This is a genomic window from Mesorhizobium sp. M8A.F.Ca.ET.165.01.1.1 (assembly GCF_004792065.1).
Taxonomy (GTDB): domain Bacteria; phylum Pseudomonadota; class Alphaproteobacteria; order Rhizobiales; family Rhizobiaceae; genus Mesorhizobium.
In genome coordinates this window covers 169,329-186,477 of record NZ_SRTH01000006.1, presented here as the reverse complement: position 1 = coordinate 186,477, position 17,149 = coordinate 169,329, and the positions used below count along the sequence as shown (strand labels likewise).

The 17,149-nt window shown below is 63.7% G+C and carries 18 protein-coding genes and 1 tRNA gene; 8 read left to right on the top strand and 11 right to left on the bottom strand.

What is annotated here, in order from left to right; translation table 11 throughout:
* Complete coding sequence (locus EN808_RS18825) at positions 1-2,055, top strand: M3 family metallopeptidase (RefSeq protein WP_135916610.1); 2,055 nt, start codon at positions 1-3, stop codon at positions 2,053-2,055.
* A gap of 169 nt (positions 2,056-2,224) precedes the next feature.
* Here the strand turns inward: EN808_RS18825 and EN808_RS18820 are convergent, their stop codons facing one another.
* The 4 genes from EN808_RS18820 to EN808_RS18800 form a co-directional block, all read right to left on the bottom strand.
* Positions 2,225-3,700 carry a M81 family metallopeptidase gene (locus tag EN808_RS18820; RefSeq protein WP_135916609.1) on the bottom strand — a complete coding sequence of 492 codons (1,476 nt, stop codon included), beginning with the start codon at positions 3,698-3,700 and terminating at the stop codon, positions 2,225-2,227.
* Positions 3,701-3,778: 78 nt separating this feature from the next.
* Positions 3,779-4,603 carry a carbohydrate ABC transporter permease gene (locus tag EN808_RS18815; protein WP_135916608.1) on the bottom strand — a complete coding sequence of 275 codons (825 nt, stop codon included), beginning with the start codon at positions 4,601-4,603 and terminating at the stop codon, positions 3,779-3,781.
* On the bottom strand, positions 4,600-5,469 hold the full coding sequence (locus EN808_RS18810) for a sugar ABC transporter permease (RefSeq protein ID WP_135916607.1): 870 nt from the start codon (positions 5,467-5,469) through the stop codon (positions 4,600-4,602). Before EN808_RS18810 ends, EN808_RS18815 begins: the two co-directional genes overlap by 4 nt.
* Before the next feature lie 384 nt (positions 5,470-5,853).
* On the bottom strand, positions 5,854-7,080 hold the full coding sequence (locus tag EN808_RS18800; RefSeq protein ID WP_127277076.1) for a sugar ABC transporter substrate-binding protein: 1,227 nt from the start codon (positions 7,078-7,080) through the stop codon (positions 5,854-5,856).
* Positions 7,081-7,261: 181 nt separating this feature from the next.
* Between EN808_RS18800 and EN808_RS18795 the strand changes: the two genes are divergently transcribed.
* The 3 genes from EN808_RS18795 to EN808_RS18785 are packed head-to-tail and all read left to right on the top strand — an operon-like array spanning position 7,262 to position 10,003.
* Entirely contained in the window at positions 7,262-8,032 is a 771-nt protein-coding gene (locus EN808_RS18795; RefSeq protein WP_135916606.1) for an SDR family oxidoreductase, read from the top strand.
* 2 nt (positions 8,033-8,034) lie between these two features.
* Positions 8,035-9,105, top strand: coding sequence for an ABC transporter ATP-binding protein (locus EN808_RS18790; RefSeq protein WP_127872888.1), 1,071 nt, complete (start codon positions 8,035-8,037; stop codon positions 9,103-9,105).
* Between the two features lie 16 nt (positions 9,106-9,121).
* Entirely contained in the window at positions 9,122-10,003 is an 882-nt protein-coding gene (locus EN808_RS18785; protein ID WP_127277082.1) for a MurR/RpiR family transcriptional regulator, read from the top strand.
* Between the two features lie 3 nt (positions 10,004-10,006).
* Here the strand turns inward: EN808_RS18785 and EN808_RS18780 are convergent, their stop codons facing one another.
* Both EN808_RS18780 and EN808_RS18775 read right to left on the bottom strand, forming a co-directional pair.
* Positions 10,007-10,330: a DUF167 family protein gene (locus EN808_RS18780; RefSeq protein WP_135916605.1), complete on the bottom strand. Its 324-nt coding sequence runs from the start codon at positions 10,328-10,330 to the stop codon at positions 10,007-10,009.
* A 7-nt stretch (positions 10,331-10,337) separates the two neighbouring features.
* The gene (locus EN808_RS18775; protein WP_015315112.1) at positions 10,338-10,631 is read right to left on the bottom strand and encodes a YggT family protein; all 294 of its coding nucleotides are present in this window, start codon (positions 10,629-10,631) and stop codon (positions 10,338-10,340) included.
* A 148-nt stretch (positions 10,632-10,779) separates the two neighbouring features.
* On the opposite strand from EN808_RS18775, the gene EN808_RS18770 reads away from it, so the two are divergent.
* The 3 genes from EN808_RS18770 to EN808_RS18760 all read left to right on the top strand — a co-directional run bounded on the left by EN808_RS18770 (position 10,780) and on the right by EN808_RS18760 (position 12,475).
* Positions 10,780-10,855: transfer RNA gene (locus tag EN808_RS18770), tRNA-Ala, on the top strand.
* Between the two features lie 320 nt (positions 10,856-11,175).
* Positions 11,176-11,925: a helix-turn-helix transcriptional regulator gene (locus EN808_RS18765; protein ID WP_127277086.1), complete on the top strand. Its 750-nt coding sequence runs from the start codon at positions 11,176-11,178 to the stop codon at positions 11,923-11,925.
* A gap of 298 nt (positions 11,926-12,223) precedes the next feature.
* Positions 12,224-12,475 (top strand): hypothetical protein, encoded by a 252-nt coding sequence (locus EN808_RS18760; RefSeq protein WP_127277088.1) that lies wholly within the window; start codon positions 12,224-12,226, stop codon positions 12,473-12,475.
* Positions 12,476-12,490: 15 nt separating this feature from the next.
* Here the strand turns inward: EN808_RS18760 and EN808_RS18755 are convergent, their stop codons facing one another.
* The 3 genes from EN808_RS18755 to exbB are packed head-to-tail and all read right to left on the bottom strand — an operon-like array spanning position 12,491 to position 14,854.
* Positions 12,491-13,429 (bottom strand): energy transducer TonB, encoded by a 939-nt coding sequence (locus EN808_RS18755; RefSeq protein ID WP_135916604.1) that lies wholly within the window; start codon positions 13,427-13,429, stop codon positions 12,491-12,493.
* A complete protein-coding gene (exbD, locus tag EN808_RS18750; protein ID WP_127872884.1) occupies positions 13,426-13,893 on the bottom strand; it encodes a TonB system transport protein ExbD in 468 nt (155 codons plus the stop codon). The genes EN808_RS18755 and exbD overlap by 4 nt, the downstream gene beginning before the upstream one ends.
* A gap of 13 nt (positions 13,894-13,906) precedes the next feature.
* A complete protein-coding gene (exbB, locus tag EN808_RS18745; RefSeq protein ID WP_135916603.1) occupies positions 13,907-14,854 on the bottom strand; it encodes a tonB-system energizer ExbB in 948 nt (315 codons plus the stop codon).
* A gap of 342 nt (positions 14,855-15,196) precedes the next feature.
* Here exbB and EN808_RS18740 point away from each other — a divergent pair, with 342 nt between their 5' ends.
* Positions 15,197-15,883: an isochorismatase family cysteine hydrolase gene (locus EN808_RS18740; protein ID WP_135916602.1), complete on the top strand. Its 687-nt coding sequence runs from the start codon at positions 15,197-15,199 to the stop codon at positions 15,881-15,883.
* 6 nt (positions 15,884-15,889) lie between these two features.
* Here the strand turns inward: EN808_RS18740 and EN808_RS18735 are convergent, their stop codons facing one another.
* Both EN808_RS18735 and EN808_RS18730 read right to left on the bottom strand, forming a co-directional pair.
* A complete protein-coding gene (locus EN808_RS18735) occupies positions 15,890-16,831 on the bottom strand; it encodes an LLM class flavin-dependent oxidoreductase (protein WP_135916601.1) in 942 nt (313 codons plus the stop codon).
* A gap of 136 nt (positions 16,832-16,967) precedes the next feature.
* The gene (locus EN808_RS18730) at positions 16,968-17,123 is read right to left on the bottom strand and encodes a hypothetical protein (RefSeq protein WP_127279725.1); all 156 of its coding nucleotides are present in this window, start codon (positions 17,121-17,123) and stop codon (positions 16,968-16,970) included.
* Positions 17,124-17,149 lie beyond the last annotated feature (26 nt).

The following is a 17,149-nucleotide window of genomic DNA, read 5'->3' as shown; positions in this document are numbered from 1 at the left end:
ATGCCCTCTCCGAAAGCCGTCGATCTCGCCGCCCATCCGTTGACCGCGTGGCGAGGACCGCTCGGCCTGCCCGATTTTGCCCATATTGGCGACGGTGATTTCTCCCCCGTCTTCGACGCCGCGCTGAAGGCGCATGAGGCCGAGATCGACGCGATCGCCACCAGCAAGGATGCGCCGACCATCGACAACACGCTTGCCGCGCTGGAACTGGGCGGCGAGGCGCTCGATCACGTCTCGTCGATCTTCTGGTGCCGCGCCGGCGCCTTCACCAACGAGACGATCCAGGCGCTGGAGCGCGACATTTCGCCGAAAATGTCGAGGCACTTCTCGGCGATCTCGATGAACGAAAAACTGTTTGCCCGCATCGACGACCTCTATCAGCGCCGCGAGAGCCTGAAGCTCGATCCCGAGACGCTGCGTGTCCTGGAGAAGACCTGGAAAGGCTTCGTCCGTTCCGGCGCCAAGCTCGACGCCGACGGCAAGAAGCGGTTGGCGAAAATCAGCGAGGAGCTGTCGTCGCTCGGCACGACTTTCGGTCAGAACGTGCTGGCCGACGAGCGCGACTGGGCGCTCTTCCTCGACGAGGCCGACCTCGCCGGCCTGCCGGATTTCGTGAAAAGCTCGATGGCCGAGGCCGCCGAGATACGTGGCCAGAAGGGCCGCTACGCCGTCACCCTGTCGCGCTCGATCTACGAGCCGTTCACCACCTTCTCCGAGCGCCGCGACCTGCGCGAGATCGCCTTTCGCGCCTTCACCATGCGCGGCCAGAACGGTGGTGCGTCCGACAACACGACGGTGGTGCGCGACATGCTGAAACTGCGGGCCGAGAAGGCGAAGCTGCTCGGCTATGCCTCCTTCGCCGCGCTCAAGCTCGACGACACCATGGCCAAGACACCGAAGGCGGTGCATGCGCTGCTCGACCCGGTCTGGGACAAGGCGCTGGAAAAAGCCGCCGCCGACCAGAAGGAACTGGAGCGGCTGGCGGCCGAAGCCGGCAGCAACGAAAAATTCGCCGCCTGGGACTGGCGCTTCTACCAGGAGAAGCTGCGCGCGGAAAAGTTCGCCTTCGATGAGGCCGAACTCAAACCCTACCTGCAGCTCGACCGCGTCATCGACGCCTGCTTCGACGTGGCGACGCGGCTGTTCGGCATCACTTTCGAGGAGAAGAAGGGTATTGCCGCCTGGCACCCGGACGCGCGTGTCTTCGTGGTGAAAAACGCCGACGGGAGCGAGCGCGGCCTGTTCCTGGCCGACTATTTCGCGCGGCCCTCGAAACGCTCCGGCGCTTGGATGAGCGCGCTGAAGTCCGGATATAAGCTCGGTCACGGCGCGAAGCCGGTGATCTACAACGTCATGAACTTCGCCAAGCCGCCGGCGGGCGAGCCGGCCCTGCTGTCGGTCGACGAGGCGAAGACCTTGTTCCACGAATTCGGCCATGCGCTGCATGGCATGCTGACCGACGTCACCTGGCCATCGGTTTCCGGAACTTCGGTCAGCCGCGACTTCGTCGAACTGCCCTCGCAGCTCTACGAGCACTGGTTGACGGTGCCGGCGGTGCTGGAAAAGCACGCGCTTCATGTCAAGACCGGCAAGCCGATGCCCAAGGCGCTGCTCGACAAGATGCTGGCCGCGCGCACTTTCGGCGCCGGCTTCGCCACTGTCGAGTTCACCGCCTCCGCCTTGATCGACATGGCCTACCATGCACGGCCCGACGCGCCGGAACAGCCGCTTCGTTTCGAGGGCGAAACATTGGAAAAGCTCGACATGCCCGACACCATCGCGATGCGCCATCGCACCCCGCATTTCGGCCACGTCTTCTCGGGCGACGGTTACTCGGCCGGCTATTATTCCTACATGTGGTCGGAGGTGCTCGACGCCGATGCCTTCGCCGCCTTCGAGGAGACCGGAGACCCCTTCAACCCGGCGCTTGCCGAGCGGCTGAGGAAGAACATCTACGCCGCCGGCGGCTCGAAGGATCCCGAAGAGCTCTACACGGCGTTTCGCGGCAAGATGCCATCGGCAGACGCGATGATGGTGAAGCGGGGCTTGGCGTAGCGCCAGCTAATCTCCCCCCTCGAGGGGGAGATGGCCGCGAAGCGGCCAGAGGGGGTCGGTCCGACCGGACTCGACTTCCTGCGGCGGATGAAGGTTGGCGCTTCAAGTGAGGCGACCCCCTCTGTCGCCTTCGGCGACATCTCCCCCTCGAGGGGGGAGATCAGCAGCGTCACGCCTTCCAAGGATCCTTCACCCTTGGCCACATCGGCCGCGTCAGCTTCGTGTAGTTCGTCGCCGCCGGGTTGCTGGGATACGAACTCGGCGCCGAGACATAGATGATCTCGGCGCCGATCGGTTCGAAGCCGGCATAAAAGTGGTTGGTCGACTTGATCAGCAGCATGTCCTTGGCCAGCGGATCGACGCCAATGTTGGAGAAAATGTCCGGCTCGAAAGTCTGCGTGCGATTGGTGTTGAGGATCACGTCGACCTCGGTGCCTTCGATGCGCACCACCGCTGACGGTCCCAATGTCACGCGGCTCGGCCCGAAACTCTGCCAGCTTTCGCTGACAGCCTTCAGCACCTTGACGCGCGCGTCGATCGGCTCACCCGCTTGAGGCCCGGCCTTGCCGCCGAAACGCAGGTCTATGACAGCGCCCTCGCCGGCCGCCAGGCAGAAGGTCACCGCTATCGGATCCCAGATCGTCGCCACGCCAAGCTTGTCGAGGCCGCGCGCCAGCATCTGGCGCAGCACGAAGGTGCCGTCGCCGGGAACGCCGCCGCCGGGATTGTCCCAGACGTCGGCGATGACCACGGGCTTGCCGGGATTCCCGGCACGTACGGCCAGCGCCCGGTCGATGCCGTCGGCGGCATCAAGCATCGTCATCGCTGTCTTTTCGCGCATCGAATAGAGCTCGCGTCCGAGTTGTTCCGCCAGCGCGTCGCCCCTGGCCTTGTCATTGTCGGTGACGACCAGGATGCGCGTGCCCATTTCCGGCACGTCGGCGGCCATGAAGCCGTGGATGACGGAGACCGACAGAACGCCGTCCTTGCCGTGCAGCGCCTTGATGCGGTCGACGAAGGAGCGCATCGGCTCGCGGCTGGTCGGCAGCACCTGGATCATGCGGCAGTCGAAGGTCGAGATGACAGGCTTGATCTCGCCACGCGCCGCGGCAAGCCCGAGTTCGACGACGTGTTCGCCGCGCTCGTAGAAATCGGTGTGCGGGAATTCGAGGAAATAGGCCATGATGTCGGACGCCGCCACGCGCTTGGGCGTCAGATGGCTGTGCGGATCGAACTCGCAGGCGATCACCACGCCAGGCCCGACGATGCCGCGCACGCGCTCCAGCAGATCGCCCTCGCAGTCGTCATAGCCTTGCGCCACCATGGCGCCATGCAGGCCCAGCATGACGGCATCGACCGGCAAGGCGGCCTTGAGCTGGCCAAGTATTTCGTCGCGCAGCGCCTCATAGGTCTGCCGCTGCACGAGACCGCCGGGCTCGGCCCAGGTCGCGGTGCCTTCGATCAGGGTGAGACCTTCCGCGCCCGCCCGCCGGCGCAGCGCCACGATCGGCGAGGAGCACAGGGTCGGCGTTTCCGGATGCTTGCCCGGACCGGCATAGAACGCCATCTCGAACGAGGCTCGGTCTGTCGGCACCGGCGAGAAGGTGTTGGTTTCCGTCGCCAGCGAGGCGGTGAAGATACGCATGAAAGCTCCGTGGACTTCTTGTTCTTTCGCAATTCCGCGCGGAAAACCGCTGGGAACTTTTCCTGAATTGCTGGAATGCTATTTGACCGCCCCGAGCGCCAGCCCCCGGACGAGATAACGCTGCAGCCAGATGAACAGGACCGCCACCGGCAAGGTGGCCAACAGCGTCGCCGCCATGACGTGATGCCATTCGATCGTGTAGCGGCCAGCGACCAGCGAGAACACCTGGATCGGCAGCGTGTAGCTCTCCTGGCTGCGCAGCATGGTCAGCGCCACGACGAACTCGTTCCAGGCGTTGATGAAGGTGAAGATCGCCGTCACCGCGATCGCCGGCAGGCAAAGCGGCAGGAACACTTTTCGCAAGGTCAGCCAGCGCCCGGCCCCTTCCATCCAGGCCGCCTCCTCGAGGTCACGCGGAATGGTGTCGAAATAGCTCTGCAGCATCCACACGGTGAAGGCGACGTTGAAGGCCATGTAGATGAAGCCGAGCGCCGTGGTCGATTCGACGAGCCCCCAGGCGGCCATCAGCCGGAACAGGCCGAGCACCAGCACGATCGGTGAAATCATCTGCGAGATCAGCAGGAACTGGCGGAAGGCGCCGTAGCCGGCGAAGCGGAAGCGCGACATCGCGTAAGCCGCGGGCACCGAGATCAAGATGGCGCCGACGGTAGCGATCACCGAGACGTAGAGCGAATTGGCCAGCGCCTGGCCGAAGCCGGTCGCCACCCACATGTCGGAAAAATTCGACCAGCGGAACTCGCTCGGCCACCAGGTGGGTGTCAGCACTTCGGTCCGAGGCTTCACCGCTGTCAGGAACATCACCGCGAAGGGGAAGATCGTCACCACGATCAAAGGCGCCAGCAGCAGCCACGCGATGGCGGTACGCTTCAGTTTGCTGCTCATGCGCGCTGCTCCCGCATGGCGAGGCGCACATAGATCATGGTGAAGACCAGCAATATGGCGAACATCACCAGCGACACCGCCGACGCCTCGCCCAGCTTGCCGATGCGGAAGGCGAGCTTGTAGAGGTGGGTCACCAGGATGTCGGTCGAATTGGCCGGCCCGCCCTGCGTCATCACCCAGATGATCGGGAAGGAATTGAAGACGTAGATCGTGTTGAGCACGATGGCGATGTTGATGAACGGTTTCAGCAGCGGAAAGGTGATCTCGCGGAACTGCTGCAGCGTCGTTGCCCCCTCCAAGGCGGCCGCCTCGTAGAGATCGTCCGGGATCGACGACAGGCCGCCGAGGAAGATCGTCGTGGTGAACGGCACCGTCACCAATATGCCGATCAGCACCTGCATCGGAAAGGCGGTTCCGGCCTGTGCCAGCCATTGGATGTTGTGGTCGATCAGGCCGAGCCCGATCAGCGCCGAATTCAGCATGCCGCTTTCGCCGCTCAGCGCCCAGCGCCAGACCACCGCCGTCATGGTCAGCGACACCGCCCAGGGCAGCATGATGATGACGCGGGCAAGGCCACGGCCGTAGAAATCGGTGTTCAGGATCATCGCCACCGGGATCGAGACCAGCAGCGCGCCGCCGACCACCAGCACCGTCCACAGCCCGGTGCGCCAGAGGGCCGCGATGAAATCGGGATCGGCGGTGAGCGCGGCGAAATTGGTCAGGCCGCTGAACTCCCGCAACTGGCCAAACCGATTGACGTCGTGCGTCGCGATCTGGATCAGGTCCCAGACCGGCCAGAAAATGACCACCGCAGCCAGGAACAGGCTGGGCAGGGTCAGGAGATAGGGCAGGAAGCGATTTTGCATCGGCTGGTTTGTACCGCTTTGCGAGGCATCAGTAGCGCTGGTTGGCCAACAGACCTGTTCTTCCCAGGCGCCCGGTTTCGAACTCTTTCCCGCCGTCGGCGCCGCCCCTCACCTGCCTGCCGGCATCCCCTCCCCGTATAGTGACGGGGAGAGGGGGTGCTTTCGTCACCGCTTTCGCCAGTCACCAGCGTCCAAGAAGGGCGCCGAGATTGCGACCAGCCCTTTCTCCCCGTCACTATGCGGGGAGAAATGCCCGGCAGGGCAATGAGGGGCGGCGCTGACATTGGAGAGCAGCCGAACACTTCTAGAAGTGTGGCGCGCCCCGCCTGAGTCGGGGGCGCGCCACGGGCGCAGGGAGATACGCCCTATTTCTTGAACACGGCCCTATTTCTTCAGCACCGCATTGGCCTTGACTGCCGCCTCCTTCAAGCCTGCCTCGGGGTCGCCGCCGAGATAGATCTTCTGCATGGCGTCCGAGGTGATCTGGGCGACTTCTTCCCAGCCCGGGATGATCGGCGCGAAACGGGCATCCGGCAGCAGCGCGGTAAAGGCGGCGAGATCGGCGTTGTTGACGTAATAGTCCATCTTGGCCTCTTCCTTGTTCACCGGGAGGAAGCCTTCGCCTTGCGTGAACTTGGCGCGCTGCTCCGTGGTGAACAGGAAGTCCATCAGCTTCCAGGCCTCATCCTTGTTCTTGGAGTTCTTGAACATGATCATGGAATCGGTGACGCCATAGGTGCCGCGCGCGCCGGTCGGCCCGGCCGGAATGGCGGCCACGCCGTATTTGAGGCTCGGCGCCTCATCCTTGATCTGGTTGGACAGGAAGGGCGCGGTGATCATCATGCCGACCTTGCCCTGCTTGAACAGGTTCTGCACGTCCTCACGGTTGTTGGAGGTGACGCCGGGCTCCGTCAGCCCCTCGTCGATCATCGACTTGTAGAGCTTGGCGGCTTCGAGCGCGCCCGGCGTGCCGAGGCCCGACGTGCCGTCCTTGTTGAGGATCTCGGTGCCCTGCGACCACATGGCGTAGTAGTAGTAGACGTCGGTCTCGATCTCCTTGCCCTGCAGGCCGAAACCGAAGGCACCCTGCGCCTTGATCTTGCGGGCATCCTCCTGCAGTTCGGTCCAGGTTGCCGGCGGCTTGGCGATGCCGGCCTTCTCGAACAGCTCCTTGTTGTAATACATGGCGCGCGCCGAAGCGGCGATCGGCAACCCATAGGTCTTGCCGCCCATGATCGAGGGCGACAGGAAGGTGTCGATGAAGCGGCCCTTGAATTCGGGCGTGATATAGCTGTCGAGCGGCTCGGCGACATCCTGCTGGACGAAGTCGATCAGCCAGCGCGTGCCGATGATGGAGAGATCAGCATTGGTGCCGGCGGTGATGTCGGTGGTCAGCTTCTGCAGGAGCACATCCCACGGCACCACCTCGAACTTGACGGTGATCCCGGGATTCTTCGCCTCGAACTCTTTCTTGACCTCTTCGAAGTAGGGGCCGGTCTTGGCGCTGTATTCGGCGACGGTAACCCGCACTTCGCCAGCTTCTGCCTGCGCCGCGAAGGCCAGAATGCCCATTCCGGCCATCAGGCCGGCAGTCCATTTCGCAAGGTTCATCTGATCTCTCCCATTTGGTCCACGCTTTTGCGCTCCCTGTGCCGGTGCTGACACAAGATTTATGTGACTTTCCTACATTATCGATGAATTTGCCGCATGCAAGCGGATTATGATGTTGCTTAATTACATTCCATTCTTTAGCCTGCCGGCATCTGCCTGACCTGCCGGAGGAGCAAGCGCCGTGGTTTCGAGAGCCGAATTCGAAGGCAGGACGGTCGTCATCACCGGTGCCGGTGGCGGCCTTGGCTCCGCGATCGCCGCACTGCTGGCCGGCAGGGGCGCACGGGTGGTCGGCTGCGACCAGTCCGAGGAGGCGCTGGCGAGCCCGCACCTTGCCTCGCGCCATGTCTTCGATCTTCTCGACCGGGCCTCGGTCGAAGCCGCGGTCGCCGCAGTGCTCGAAAAGGACGGCGTCCCCGACATTCTGATCAACAATGCCGGCTGGACGCGCGCCGAGACGCTCGATGCGCTGACGGCGGACAGGATCGAGCATGAACTCGACCTCAACCTGACCGGCGTGATGATTTTCGCCGATCCCATTGCCAAGGCGATGGCCGCGCGCGGTTCGGGCAGCGTCGTCTTCATTTCGTCCGTCAACGCCATCGCGCATTTCGGCAACCCCGCCTATGCCGCTGCCAAGGCCGGCATCAACGCCTATGCCAAATCGATCGCCGTCGAGCTCGGCCGCAGCGGCGTGCGCGCCAATGTGGTCTGCCCCGGATCGATCCGCACCGCCGCCTGGGACCATCGCCTCGCCAAGAACCCCGACATAATCGGCAAGCTGCAGCGGCTCTATCCGCTCGGCCGCATCGTCAACGCCTCGGAAGTGGCCGAAGCGGTGGCTTTCCTTGCCTCCGACCGGGCCTCGGGCGTAACAGGCGTGGTGATGCCCGTGGACGCGGGATTGACCGCCGGCTGCCTGCCGTTCATCGACGACATATTGGGAGCGTGACCATGACCGACGTCGAGTTTCGCAACCTGTCGAAATCCTTCGGCCAGCACAAGATACTCGAGAACATCAGCCTCGACATCACGAGCGGCGAATTCGTGGTGCTGGTCGGCCCGTCTGGCTGCGGCAAGTCGACCTTGCTGCGCATGCTGGCGGGCCTGGAGACCATCAGTTCCGGCGATCTCCTGATCGGCGGCACACGCGCCAACGACCTGCCGCCACAGCAGCGCAACATCGCCATGGTGTTCCAGTCCTATGCGCTGTTTCCTCACCTCAAGGCCTCGGACAATATCGGCTTCGGTCCGAAGATCCGGGGCGAGGACCGCACCGCCATCGACCAGAAGGTCAAGAAGGCGTCCGGCGTCCTCAACCTGTTCTCCTACCTCGACCGTTATCCCCGCCAGCTCTCCGGCGGCCAGCGCCAGCGCGTCGCCATGGGCCGCGCCATCGTGCGTGAACCCTCCGTCTTCCTGTTCGATGAGCCGCTCAGCAATCTCGACGCGCAGCTGCGCGTGCAGATGCGCACCGAGATCAAGGCACTGCACCAGCGGCTGAAATCGACCATCGTCTACGTCACCCACGACCAGATCGAGGCCATGACCATGGCCGACCGCATCGTGGTGATGGATCGCGGCAGGATCCAGCAGGTCGGAGCGCCGCTGGAGCTCTATGACAGGCCGGCCAACAAATTCGTCGCCGGCTTCCTCGGCTCGCCGTCGATGAGCTTTGTTTCCGGGGCGCTCAAGACGACGCCCGAGAGAACCTGGTTCGAGTCGACCGGCGGCGGACGGCTTGCGCTCGCCGGCAAACCGGTGCCGGCAGGCAGTGCCGTGGAGGCCGGCATCCGGCCCGAACATTTCATCGTCGGCGAGGCCACTGATGCCATGGCGCTCAAGGTTGATGTCGTCGAGCCGACCGGTTCCGAAACCCATGTCTACGGCACCATTGGCGCCGACACTGTGCGCGCCGTGTTCCGCGACCGGGTGCCGGTCCGGCCTGGCGACCTGCTGCCGGTCTCGGTCGCCCCCGGCAACATCCATCTGTTCGACACGGCGACGGGCCTGCCGCTGAGATGACGACGGAAACTCGAATATGAAGACGCCGGCCGACATCATCACGCGGCTGCAACTGATGTCGCAGGACGGCACCAAGTCGGATCGCCGGCTGGCAAGCCTCGTTCTGTCCGATCTCGACTTCGCCTCCAAGGCAGCAATCTCGGAAATTGCCGCGCGCGTCGGCGTCAGTGAGCCGACAGTCACCCGTTTCTGCCGCAACCTCGGCTGCGAGGGCCTGCGCGACTTCAAGTTCTATCTGGCGCAGGCCATTGCCATCGGCGGCCAGTATCTGTCGCCGGAGCCGCTGAGCCGCGATGCCCGCGAACAGCGCATCGCATCGGCCATCACCGAAGCCGCGATCGCCTCCATCCAGCGCGTCAGCGAAAACCTCGACATGACGACACTGGTCGACGTCGCCGCGCGCCTCGCGGCGTCAGGCAATGTTCTGTGCATCGGTTCGGGTGGCATTTCCTCGATGATGGCGACCGAGATGCAGAACCGGCTGTTCAGGCTGGGCCTGCCGGTCCTGGCGCAGATCGACGGCCAGTTGCAGCGCATGTACGCCGCCGTTGCCACGCCGGACACCACCGTCGTCGCCTTCTCGGTCTCCGGCTATGCGCGCTCGGTCATCGAGGCGGTGCAGGTCGCACAGCAATATGGCGCCGCCACGGTGGCCGTCACTGCGCCCGACTCCGCGCTGGCCAAGGTCGCCGACACGGTCATCCACCTGCAGCCGCTCGAGGACGGCAACATCTACAAGCCGACATCGTCGCGCTACGCGCTGCTGGCGATCGTCGACATGATCGTCACATCGGTCGCCGAGACCCGCGGCCCGAAGGTGCTGGAGAACCTGCGCCGCATCAAGCAGAGCGTGAACACGCTGAAGGTCGACGATCCGCGTTTGCCGCTGGGGGATTGAACTTCAGGTAGAGGATAGACGGCAGAGCGCATCGACACTTCTTGCCAGCGCCGCCGGTTCGCCTGAAATGCGCAGCGTCTTGAGACGGGCCGTGCCGCCGGCAACGACCGAAACCGAAGATGCCGGCACGCCCAGCGCCTTGGCGACCAGCCTCTCCAGCGCTTGATTGGCGGCGCCATTTTCCGGCACGGCGCGGACCCGCGCCTTCAAATGGCTTCGTCCGTCCGCCGATGTTTCGACGCCTTCCAGCCGGTCCACGGAAGACTTCGGCGTCAGCCGGACGAACAGATCAACGCCGTTCTCGCGAATGCGGTACTGCGCGCTCATGCGATCGTCAGGCCAGCAACAGCGGCGCCACCGTGGTGAGAATGAACTGCCTGAGGAAGAACAGGATCAAAAGCAGGATGATCGGCGAGATGTCGATGCCGCCAAGGTCGGGCATGAAGCGGCGGATCGGCCGCAGCGCCGGCTCGGTCAACCTGTAGAGCATGTTGCCGATGCTGCCGACGAACTGATTGCGCGAGTTGACGACGTTGAAGGCATAGAGCCAGGAAAAGATCGCCGAAGCGATGATGACCCACCAATAGAGGTCGAGCGCCATGACGATGGTTTGAATGAGGGCGAGCATGCCGGTCTCCAATTGTTGCCGACATGTAGCCACTACGCGCCGAACCGGCAAGGGCAGGGTTCAGCCACGCGACCGGCGGGCGGGTTTTTGGTGAAGCGCCGCCTTGACAGGAAACCGCGTCGCCCGATAAATGCGCCATCCGCTGGACGGGGCTGTAGCTCAGCTGGGAGAGCGCGTCGTTCGCAATGACGAGGTCAGGAGTTCGATCCTCCTCAGCTCCACCAGCGGAATAATCGATTATCCGCCTTTCCCGCGCGGTAACGCCCAAGCATCATCCGATACATCGCGATGCATCACCCGGCGAGAATGCCCCCAAAAATGGCCAGAAGCGACTTCGCCTTTCCAAGGCGAAATGGTTGTCAATTGGACTTATGGCGATGGCCGGTTTCCGATCGGCGCTATTTTTTTTGGAAGCCGCCCCATTAGACTGGCGTTCTCAAATCAGTTTTTCTGTGTGTTGTGACAAGGCGTTTCGGCGGGGGCGACCGAAGGCGCTATACGGATTCCGAGTCGAAATGAAGAAGCCGCCCGCGGAAGCAAAAAAGTGTCCATTCGCGACAATCTCGCTGCAAATCTCAGGCGGCTCTGCAAGGACCATGCTTCCGTCAGCGCGGTGTGCCGCGAACTGGGCATCAACCGCACGCAGTTCGAGCGTTACCTGCAGGGGCAGACCGTCCCCAACAAGGCCACCGCCAAGCTGATCTGCGACTACTTCCGAATCGACGAGGCCGAACTGTACCGGGACCCCGGCACCCCCGAGCCCACGGCTCCCGGCCTGCCGCCGATCTCCGAAAGCCTGTTCACCCAGATGATCCGCCCGCCCGCCCCGTCGATCGCGGGCGGCACCTATTTCACCTATTTTTCGATCCCGACCCGCGCCGACCTCCTGATGCGGTCGGTGACCTTCGTGCGTCGCGAGGCCGAACTGGTCACATTCCGCTGGGTCACCGGATGGTCGGAGCGCCGCGGCTCGACATGGGCGCGGGCGCGCGGCAACCATTATGGCGTGGCGATCTCGCGCCTCAACTGGATCTATTTCAGCGGCGTCAACCGCCGCCAGACAGGCGAGCCATCGCTGATCTCGGTGCAATGGGCGCCTATCTCCGAACCGGTTCTGAGAGGCAAGGCCATGCTTCTGACCGAAACCGGGCCGGCATTCGTGTCGGTCATCATGCGGCAGGACATGTCCAATATCCCGCCCAGGCATGCGATCCGCATGGCGCATGTCGTCAGGCTCGATGATCCCGGCGTCGATCAGCTCGTCGTCAGCCTTGCCCGGGACGGGCTGGATTAGCAACTTGCTTACGCTAAATAAGAACAAGAATATCCCGAAAAAGCGTATGCTAGCGATTGCCTACTCCATATCTGAGTAAAATCGATTTTTTTAGACTTTACAGCCAGGAAAGATATTTTAGATCATATTTGATTTACTACAATTTTAACAAATCATTAACTCTCCGGACCTTACCTTTCTACTCGCGGGTACGAACTTGGCCCGCATTCGGCGGGCTCGACCATCAATTGGCCGACTCGACATGTCCAGTGTAGCCCATACGCATTCCTAGAGTTCCATCCGATGACAGGAGCAGCAGGTGTCAAATCAGTCACTACGTCAGTCAGAGCTCGATAGTCTGCAATATATCGCGACGATGACCAACGAACTGGTGCAGATGGCCGAAGCAAGCCGTTTTCCCATGATCTCCTATCTGCTCGGCATGGCCTATGCCGAGGCCTTCGATGTCTTGCGCGGCGCACGCCCGGCCAGACATGCGCAGCTCAGCGGCAACCCGATGCATCCCAAGGCACACGCGAAAGACAACCACGCTCAACCAAGAACAGCGTAGCGCGACGGGGCGGCGCTAGTCCTGTAGACTGAACACGAACGGCGCCGTACGGATGACGCGCGAGCCGAGTTCCGGCGGCGGCGCCGGCACGGTGGCGCCCTGTAGCACCGCGAGCGCGGCGCGGTCGAGTTCGGCATCGCCGGACGAACGCACGACCCGCGCCGACAGCACCCGGCCGGACGGGTCCATGGTGAAAGTCACATTCACATTGCCTTGCGCCCGACGGGATTTCGCGGCGCTCGGATAGCGCTTGTGGCGATTGATCCATGCCGTCAGCCGCGATTCCCATTTGGCGGTGCTGACACCCGAAAACCCGGCCGCCGATCTCGGCGCCGCTGCCTTGGCGGCTGGCTTGGCTTCGGTACTCGCGGCACTTGCCGTCTTCGGTGGTTCGGCCTTTTCCTTCTTCGGCCTTGGCTTGGGCTTGTCGGCAGGCTTTTTGACCTTGGCTTCGGCAGGTTTCTTGTCCTTGTGTCTTTCGGCCGGCTTTGACCGCGGCAGCGGAACGACGACCTCCGGCGCGATAGTCTCGACAATATCGGGGACGACATCCTCCAAGGTCGGCTGGACGACCGGTTCGACCTCCGTCATCTCCGTGGGTTCGTCCGGCGGCACCGTCTCCAGCTCGGCAGCAGGTTCGGCTTGCTCGACTACCTTGTCGGGCTCGGCGGTCTTCTCCGTCTCCTCGACCGGCTCGGTCTGGTCGGGAATCGCTGCATCGAGCATCGCCGCCTGTTCGGGTGCCGCCGGCGTCATCATCATCGGCGCCATTTCGATCACCGGCGCCGGCGGCGGCCCGCTATCCGACGGTTCGACTGGACTGAAATTCTGCACGGCATAAGCAACGGCGACATGCGCCCCAAGCATCAGCACGGCCGCACATGCCCATAGGGCAAGGTCGCGCAAGCCGAAGCGCGACAGCCCCATCGTGGGCGAGGCGGCCGATCGTGTCATGGGGCAGCCGTTCCGCCTGGCACCGGTGCGGCGGCATCACCGGCGGGCGCCGCCTCCAGGCCGACCAGGGCGACCTTCAGATAGCCGGCGGCACGCAGCAGGTTCATCGTCTCCATCAGGTCGCCATAGGCCACCGCCTTGTCGGCGCGCAGGAAGATTCGCGTCTGCTTGTCGCCCTTGGTGCGGCTGTCGAGCGTGGCGGCAAAAGCCGGCCGCGGCACGGTGTCGTTGCCGATCGCGAGCGTGAGATCATCCTTCAATGTCAGGAAGATCGGCGTTTCTGGCCGCGGCGCCGGCATCGCGGTCGAGCCGGGCAGGTCGACATTGACATCCACCGTCGCCAGCGGCGCTGCGACCATGAAGATGATCAACAGCACCAGGATGACATCGATGAACGGCGTGACATTGATCTCGTGGCTCTCCTCGAGATCGTCGTCCATGGTCTGTCGAAGCCTGCTTCCCACGACACCGCCCCCTCTACTCTGCCGCCAGCACCGCCGCGGGTGCTATCGCGCGGAAATCGAGGTCGCGGCTGACCAGCCGTTCGACGCCCGCCGAGGCGTCGGCCAGTGTCTGCCGGTAGCCGGCTATCGAGCGGGCAAAGACGTTGTAAATCACCACCGCCGGAATTGCCGCGACCAGCCCCATCGCGGTGGCCAGCAACGCCTCGGCGATGCCCGGCGCCACCACGGCGAGATTGGTGGTCTGCGCCTGCGAAATGCCGATGAAGGCGTTCATGATGCCCCAGACTGTGCCGAACAGGCCGACGAAAGGCGCCGTGGACCCGATCGTCGCCAGCAGGCCGGCGCCGCGCGACATGCGCCGCGACGCCGCCGCCTCGATGCGCGACAGGCGCGAGGCGACCCGTTCCTTCAGTCCCTCCCCGCCGACATGGTCGAGCGCGCCGGCCGAAAGCGCGGTCTCTTCCTCGGCGGCCCGCACCAGGAGCGCGCCGGGGCCGCCACTGCGGTCGAGCGCCCGGCTCGCCTGCTTCAACGTCGCGGCATCGCCGATCGCGCGGACGGCATGGCGGACACGCAGCTTGCCGGCGAAAATTTCCAGCGACTTGGCCAGCCATATCGTCCAGGTGACGAGCGACGCGAACGCCAATCCGATCATCACCGCCTTCACGATGATGTCGGCGGCCATGAACATGCCCCATGGCGACAGGTCGTGCGGCAGGTTCAGCTCCATCGTCCCCGCAAGGCCCGTCCCCGCCGGCTGCGGCTGCGCAGGCATCGCTGGTACTTCAGCCGCCGGTGGGGCGGGTGCCGGTACAGCTGGTGCAGCTTGTGCCGCTTCTGCCGGCGCGGCAGGGGCCCCGACTACTGCTGCAGCGACGGCCGGTTGCTCCTGGGCCACCGCGCCGGTCGCCGCCAGGATCACCGATGCGACCAACGCCGCCAACAAACCATGTCTCGACACGAGCTTCTTCCTTGCTCTCACGGCGGCCAGAATGCGGTCTGGGTATCGGCTTCGGCCCCGGCCATGGCATTTCTCCAGCGCGGCCGCCGCTTTCCAATCCTGGTTACGGCAGGCAGGTGCCCGGGTTGACTATAAAACATGAACTTACTAGTCAACATTGAAGATGACAACGGCACTCAACAACTCTTGGGAATGTGCCGGTCAAAACCCTGAAGCGCCGTGACGGCTTGTTACCGATTATGGGCGATCCGCGCCGGCGATATCCACCGCACGATACCGGACTTCCGGTGTCGCGGCATCGATGCGAAGTCGCTAGAATGATCCGGCGGCAAGGAGCTCCGGATGATCAAGGCAATACCCTTCGACTACCCTTATGATGGCAGGCTGGTGGCCCAAAACACTGCGTTGATCGTCATCGACCTGCAACAGGATTTCCTGTCGACAACGGGCTATTTCGCCAGGAAGGGATATGACCCCTCGCCGCTGCGGGCGATCCTGCCCACGGTGAACCGCCTGATCGCGGCCGCGCGCAGGGCCGGGCTCACCATCGTCCACACCAGGCAGGGTTACCGCGCCGACATGGCCGACATCACGCCCTATGAGAAATGGCGCCGCAAGCGCGCCGGTCTCGACGGCACCGACGTCCTGCTGCGCTCGGGCGCGGGGTTCCAGATCGTTCCGGAGATCGATGTCGCACCGCACGACATCATCGTCGACAAGACCTGCAACAGCGCCTTCACCTATACGGATTTCGAGCTCGTGCTGCGCGCGCGAGGCATCACGCATCTGATGTTTTCCGGATGCACGACGGATGTCTGCGTTCACACCACGCTGCGCGAGGCCTGTGACCGCAATTTCCAGTGCCTGACCATTTCGGACGCCTGCGCCAGCGGTGATCAAAAGGCGCATGAAGCGGCGTTGCACATGGTGACGGTCGAGGACGGCGTCTTCGGCGTGCTGGCCGATTCGGACGCCGTCATCGATGGCCTGTCGCGGCTTGCCGGCAGACATCATGCAACAGAAGATTGACGGGCCTCAGCCCACTGCTCGCGTCTCCAGCCCAGCGCCAGGCGCATAAGCTCCGTGGTGGAATTCGTTAGCCTCCCGGCGCGCCAGGGAGTTGCGCAGCAACGCAATGGTTTCCCGGCCAGCCGTCGCGATCTCGTGTGGCGTGTCGACGCCGATGACCATGAACTCATCGATGCCGAGAGCCGCATAGGCAAGCAGCGACAGCGCGACCTGGGCCGGAGGCCCGGAGAGGTCGACCGTCTTTTGGCCGGCGACGGAAACACCTTGGTGGATCCTGACCGGAAGCGCGAAGCGCAGTTTGCCGGCGCGGCCATGTTCGGCCGCGGCGCGACGCGCCCGCTCCATCAATTGCCTGATATCGTCGATCGGACCCGGCGCCAGTTCGAAGACATCGGCATGGCGGCCTGCCACCTTCAGCGCAGTTCCGGATTGCCCGCCCATACGGATCACGAGGTCGGCGCCATGCGGACCCTTGCGCTCGATATAACCACCCTTGATGCTGTAGAACGCACCTTCGTGGTCGAAGGGACGGTCGTTCGACCACAGCCGCTTCAACAGCACCAGATATTCGTCGATCCGCTGCCAGACGACGCCATGTCCGACCGGCCGTGTCTCGGCATCGTCGTCGTTCAACGGCTCGCTGATCATCCTGAGCGCCAGCCGTCCGCCGCTCCCCCTGTCGATGGACGCCAACTGGCGGGCAGCCACCGTCGGTTCGATCACGCCGGCCCAATGGGTGAGCACCACTTCCAGCGAAGAGGTGCGGTCGAGCACCTGGGCGGCAAGATCCATGTTGGTCAGCAGCCCGGCCGAATCGTCGACGACGATCTTCTGGAAACCGCCGTCCTCGATCAGCCCGAGTTTGGTCGCGGTCTCTGCGAAGTCATAGAAAAAGGGAACCGTCGCGTCGGCGGTCTTGCCGGGAACATGAGTGAATTCGATCGGCATTGTCATCTCCTCCATCACTGGAATCACTGATGCTGTGAAATGCGAATCCACAGGCGCGAAAGCGCTCCGGGATCCGGTTCATTCAACTCCGATTGCCTGAAAGCCGTGGGGCAGCTACCCCTGCCGATCTGGTGCCTTAGGGAATAAGGCCCAGCACGACTGCCCCGGTGAACACGAATGCAAGGGCAAAGACGAGATAGGCGAAAGCGCCGGCATAGGCCGGGCGAAAGCCCTGGGCATTGGCCAGCCTCTGGCCGCTGCTGTCGGTCTGGGCGTTCTGGATATAGGACATATCGACCTCCGTCTCGCCGGTTAATC

Coding starts and splice junctions, on each gene's coding strand:
- EN808_RS18810 (WP_135916607.1), bottom strand. CDS start 5,469: ATGCAAAATCGCTTCCTGCCCTATCTCCTGACCCTGCCCAGCCTGTTC.
- EN808_RS18755 (WP_135916604.1), bottom strand. CDS start 13,429: ATGACACGATCGGCCGCCTCGCCCACGATGGGGCTGTCGCGCTTCGGC.
- EN808_RS18735 (WP_135916601.1), bottom strand. CDS start 16,831: ATGCCGATCGAATTCACTCATGTTCCCGGCAAGACCGCCGACGCGACG.
- EN808_RS18775 (WP_015315112.1), bottom strand. CDS start 10,631: ATGCTCGCCCTCATTCAAACCATCGTCATGGCGCTCGACCTCTATTGG.
- EN808_RS18740 (WP_135916602.1), top strand. CDS start 15,197: ATGATCAAGGCAATACCCTTCGACTACCCTTATGATGGCAGGCTGGTG.
- EN808_RS18790 (WP_127872888.1), top strand. CDS start 8,035: ATGACCGACGTCGAGTTTCGCAACCTGTCGAAATCCTTCGGCCAGCAC.
- EN808_RS18815 (WP_135916608.1), bottom strand. CDS start 4,603: ATGAGCAGCAAACTGAAGCGTACCGCCATCGCGTGGCTGCTGCTGGCG.
- EN808_RS18825 (WP_135916610.1), top strand. CDS start 1: ATGCCCTCTCCGAAAGCCGTCGATCTCGCCGCCCATCCGTTGACCGCG.
- EN808_RS18785 (WP_127277082.1), top strand. CDS start 9,122: ATGAAGACGCCGGCCGACATCATCACGCGGCTGCAACTGATGTCGCAG.
- EN808_RS18800 (WP_127277076.1), bottom strand. CDS start 7,080: ATGAACCTTGCGAAATGGACTGCCGGCCTGATGGCCGGAATGGGCATT.
- EN808_RS18780 (WP_135916605.1), bottom strand. CDS start 10,330: ATGAGCGCGCAGTACCGCATTCGCGAGAACGGCGTTGATCTGTTCGTC.
- EN808_RS18820 (WP_135916609.1), bottom strand. CDS start 3,700: ATGCGTATCTTCACCGCCTCGCTGGCGACGGAAACCAACACCTTCTCG.
- EN808_RS18730 (WP_127279725.1), bottom strand. CDS start 17,123: ATGTCCTATATCCAGAACGCCCAGACCGACAGCAGCGGCCAGAGGCTG.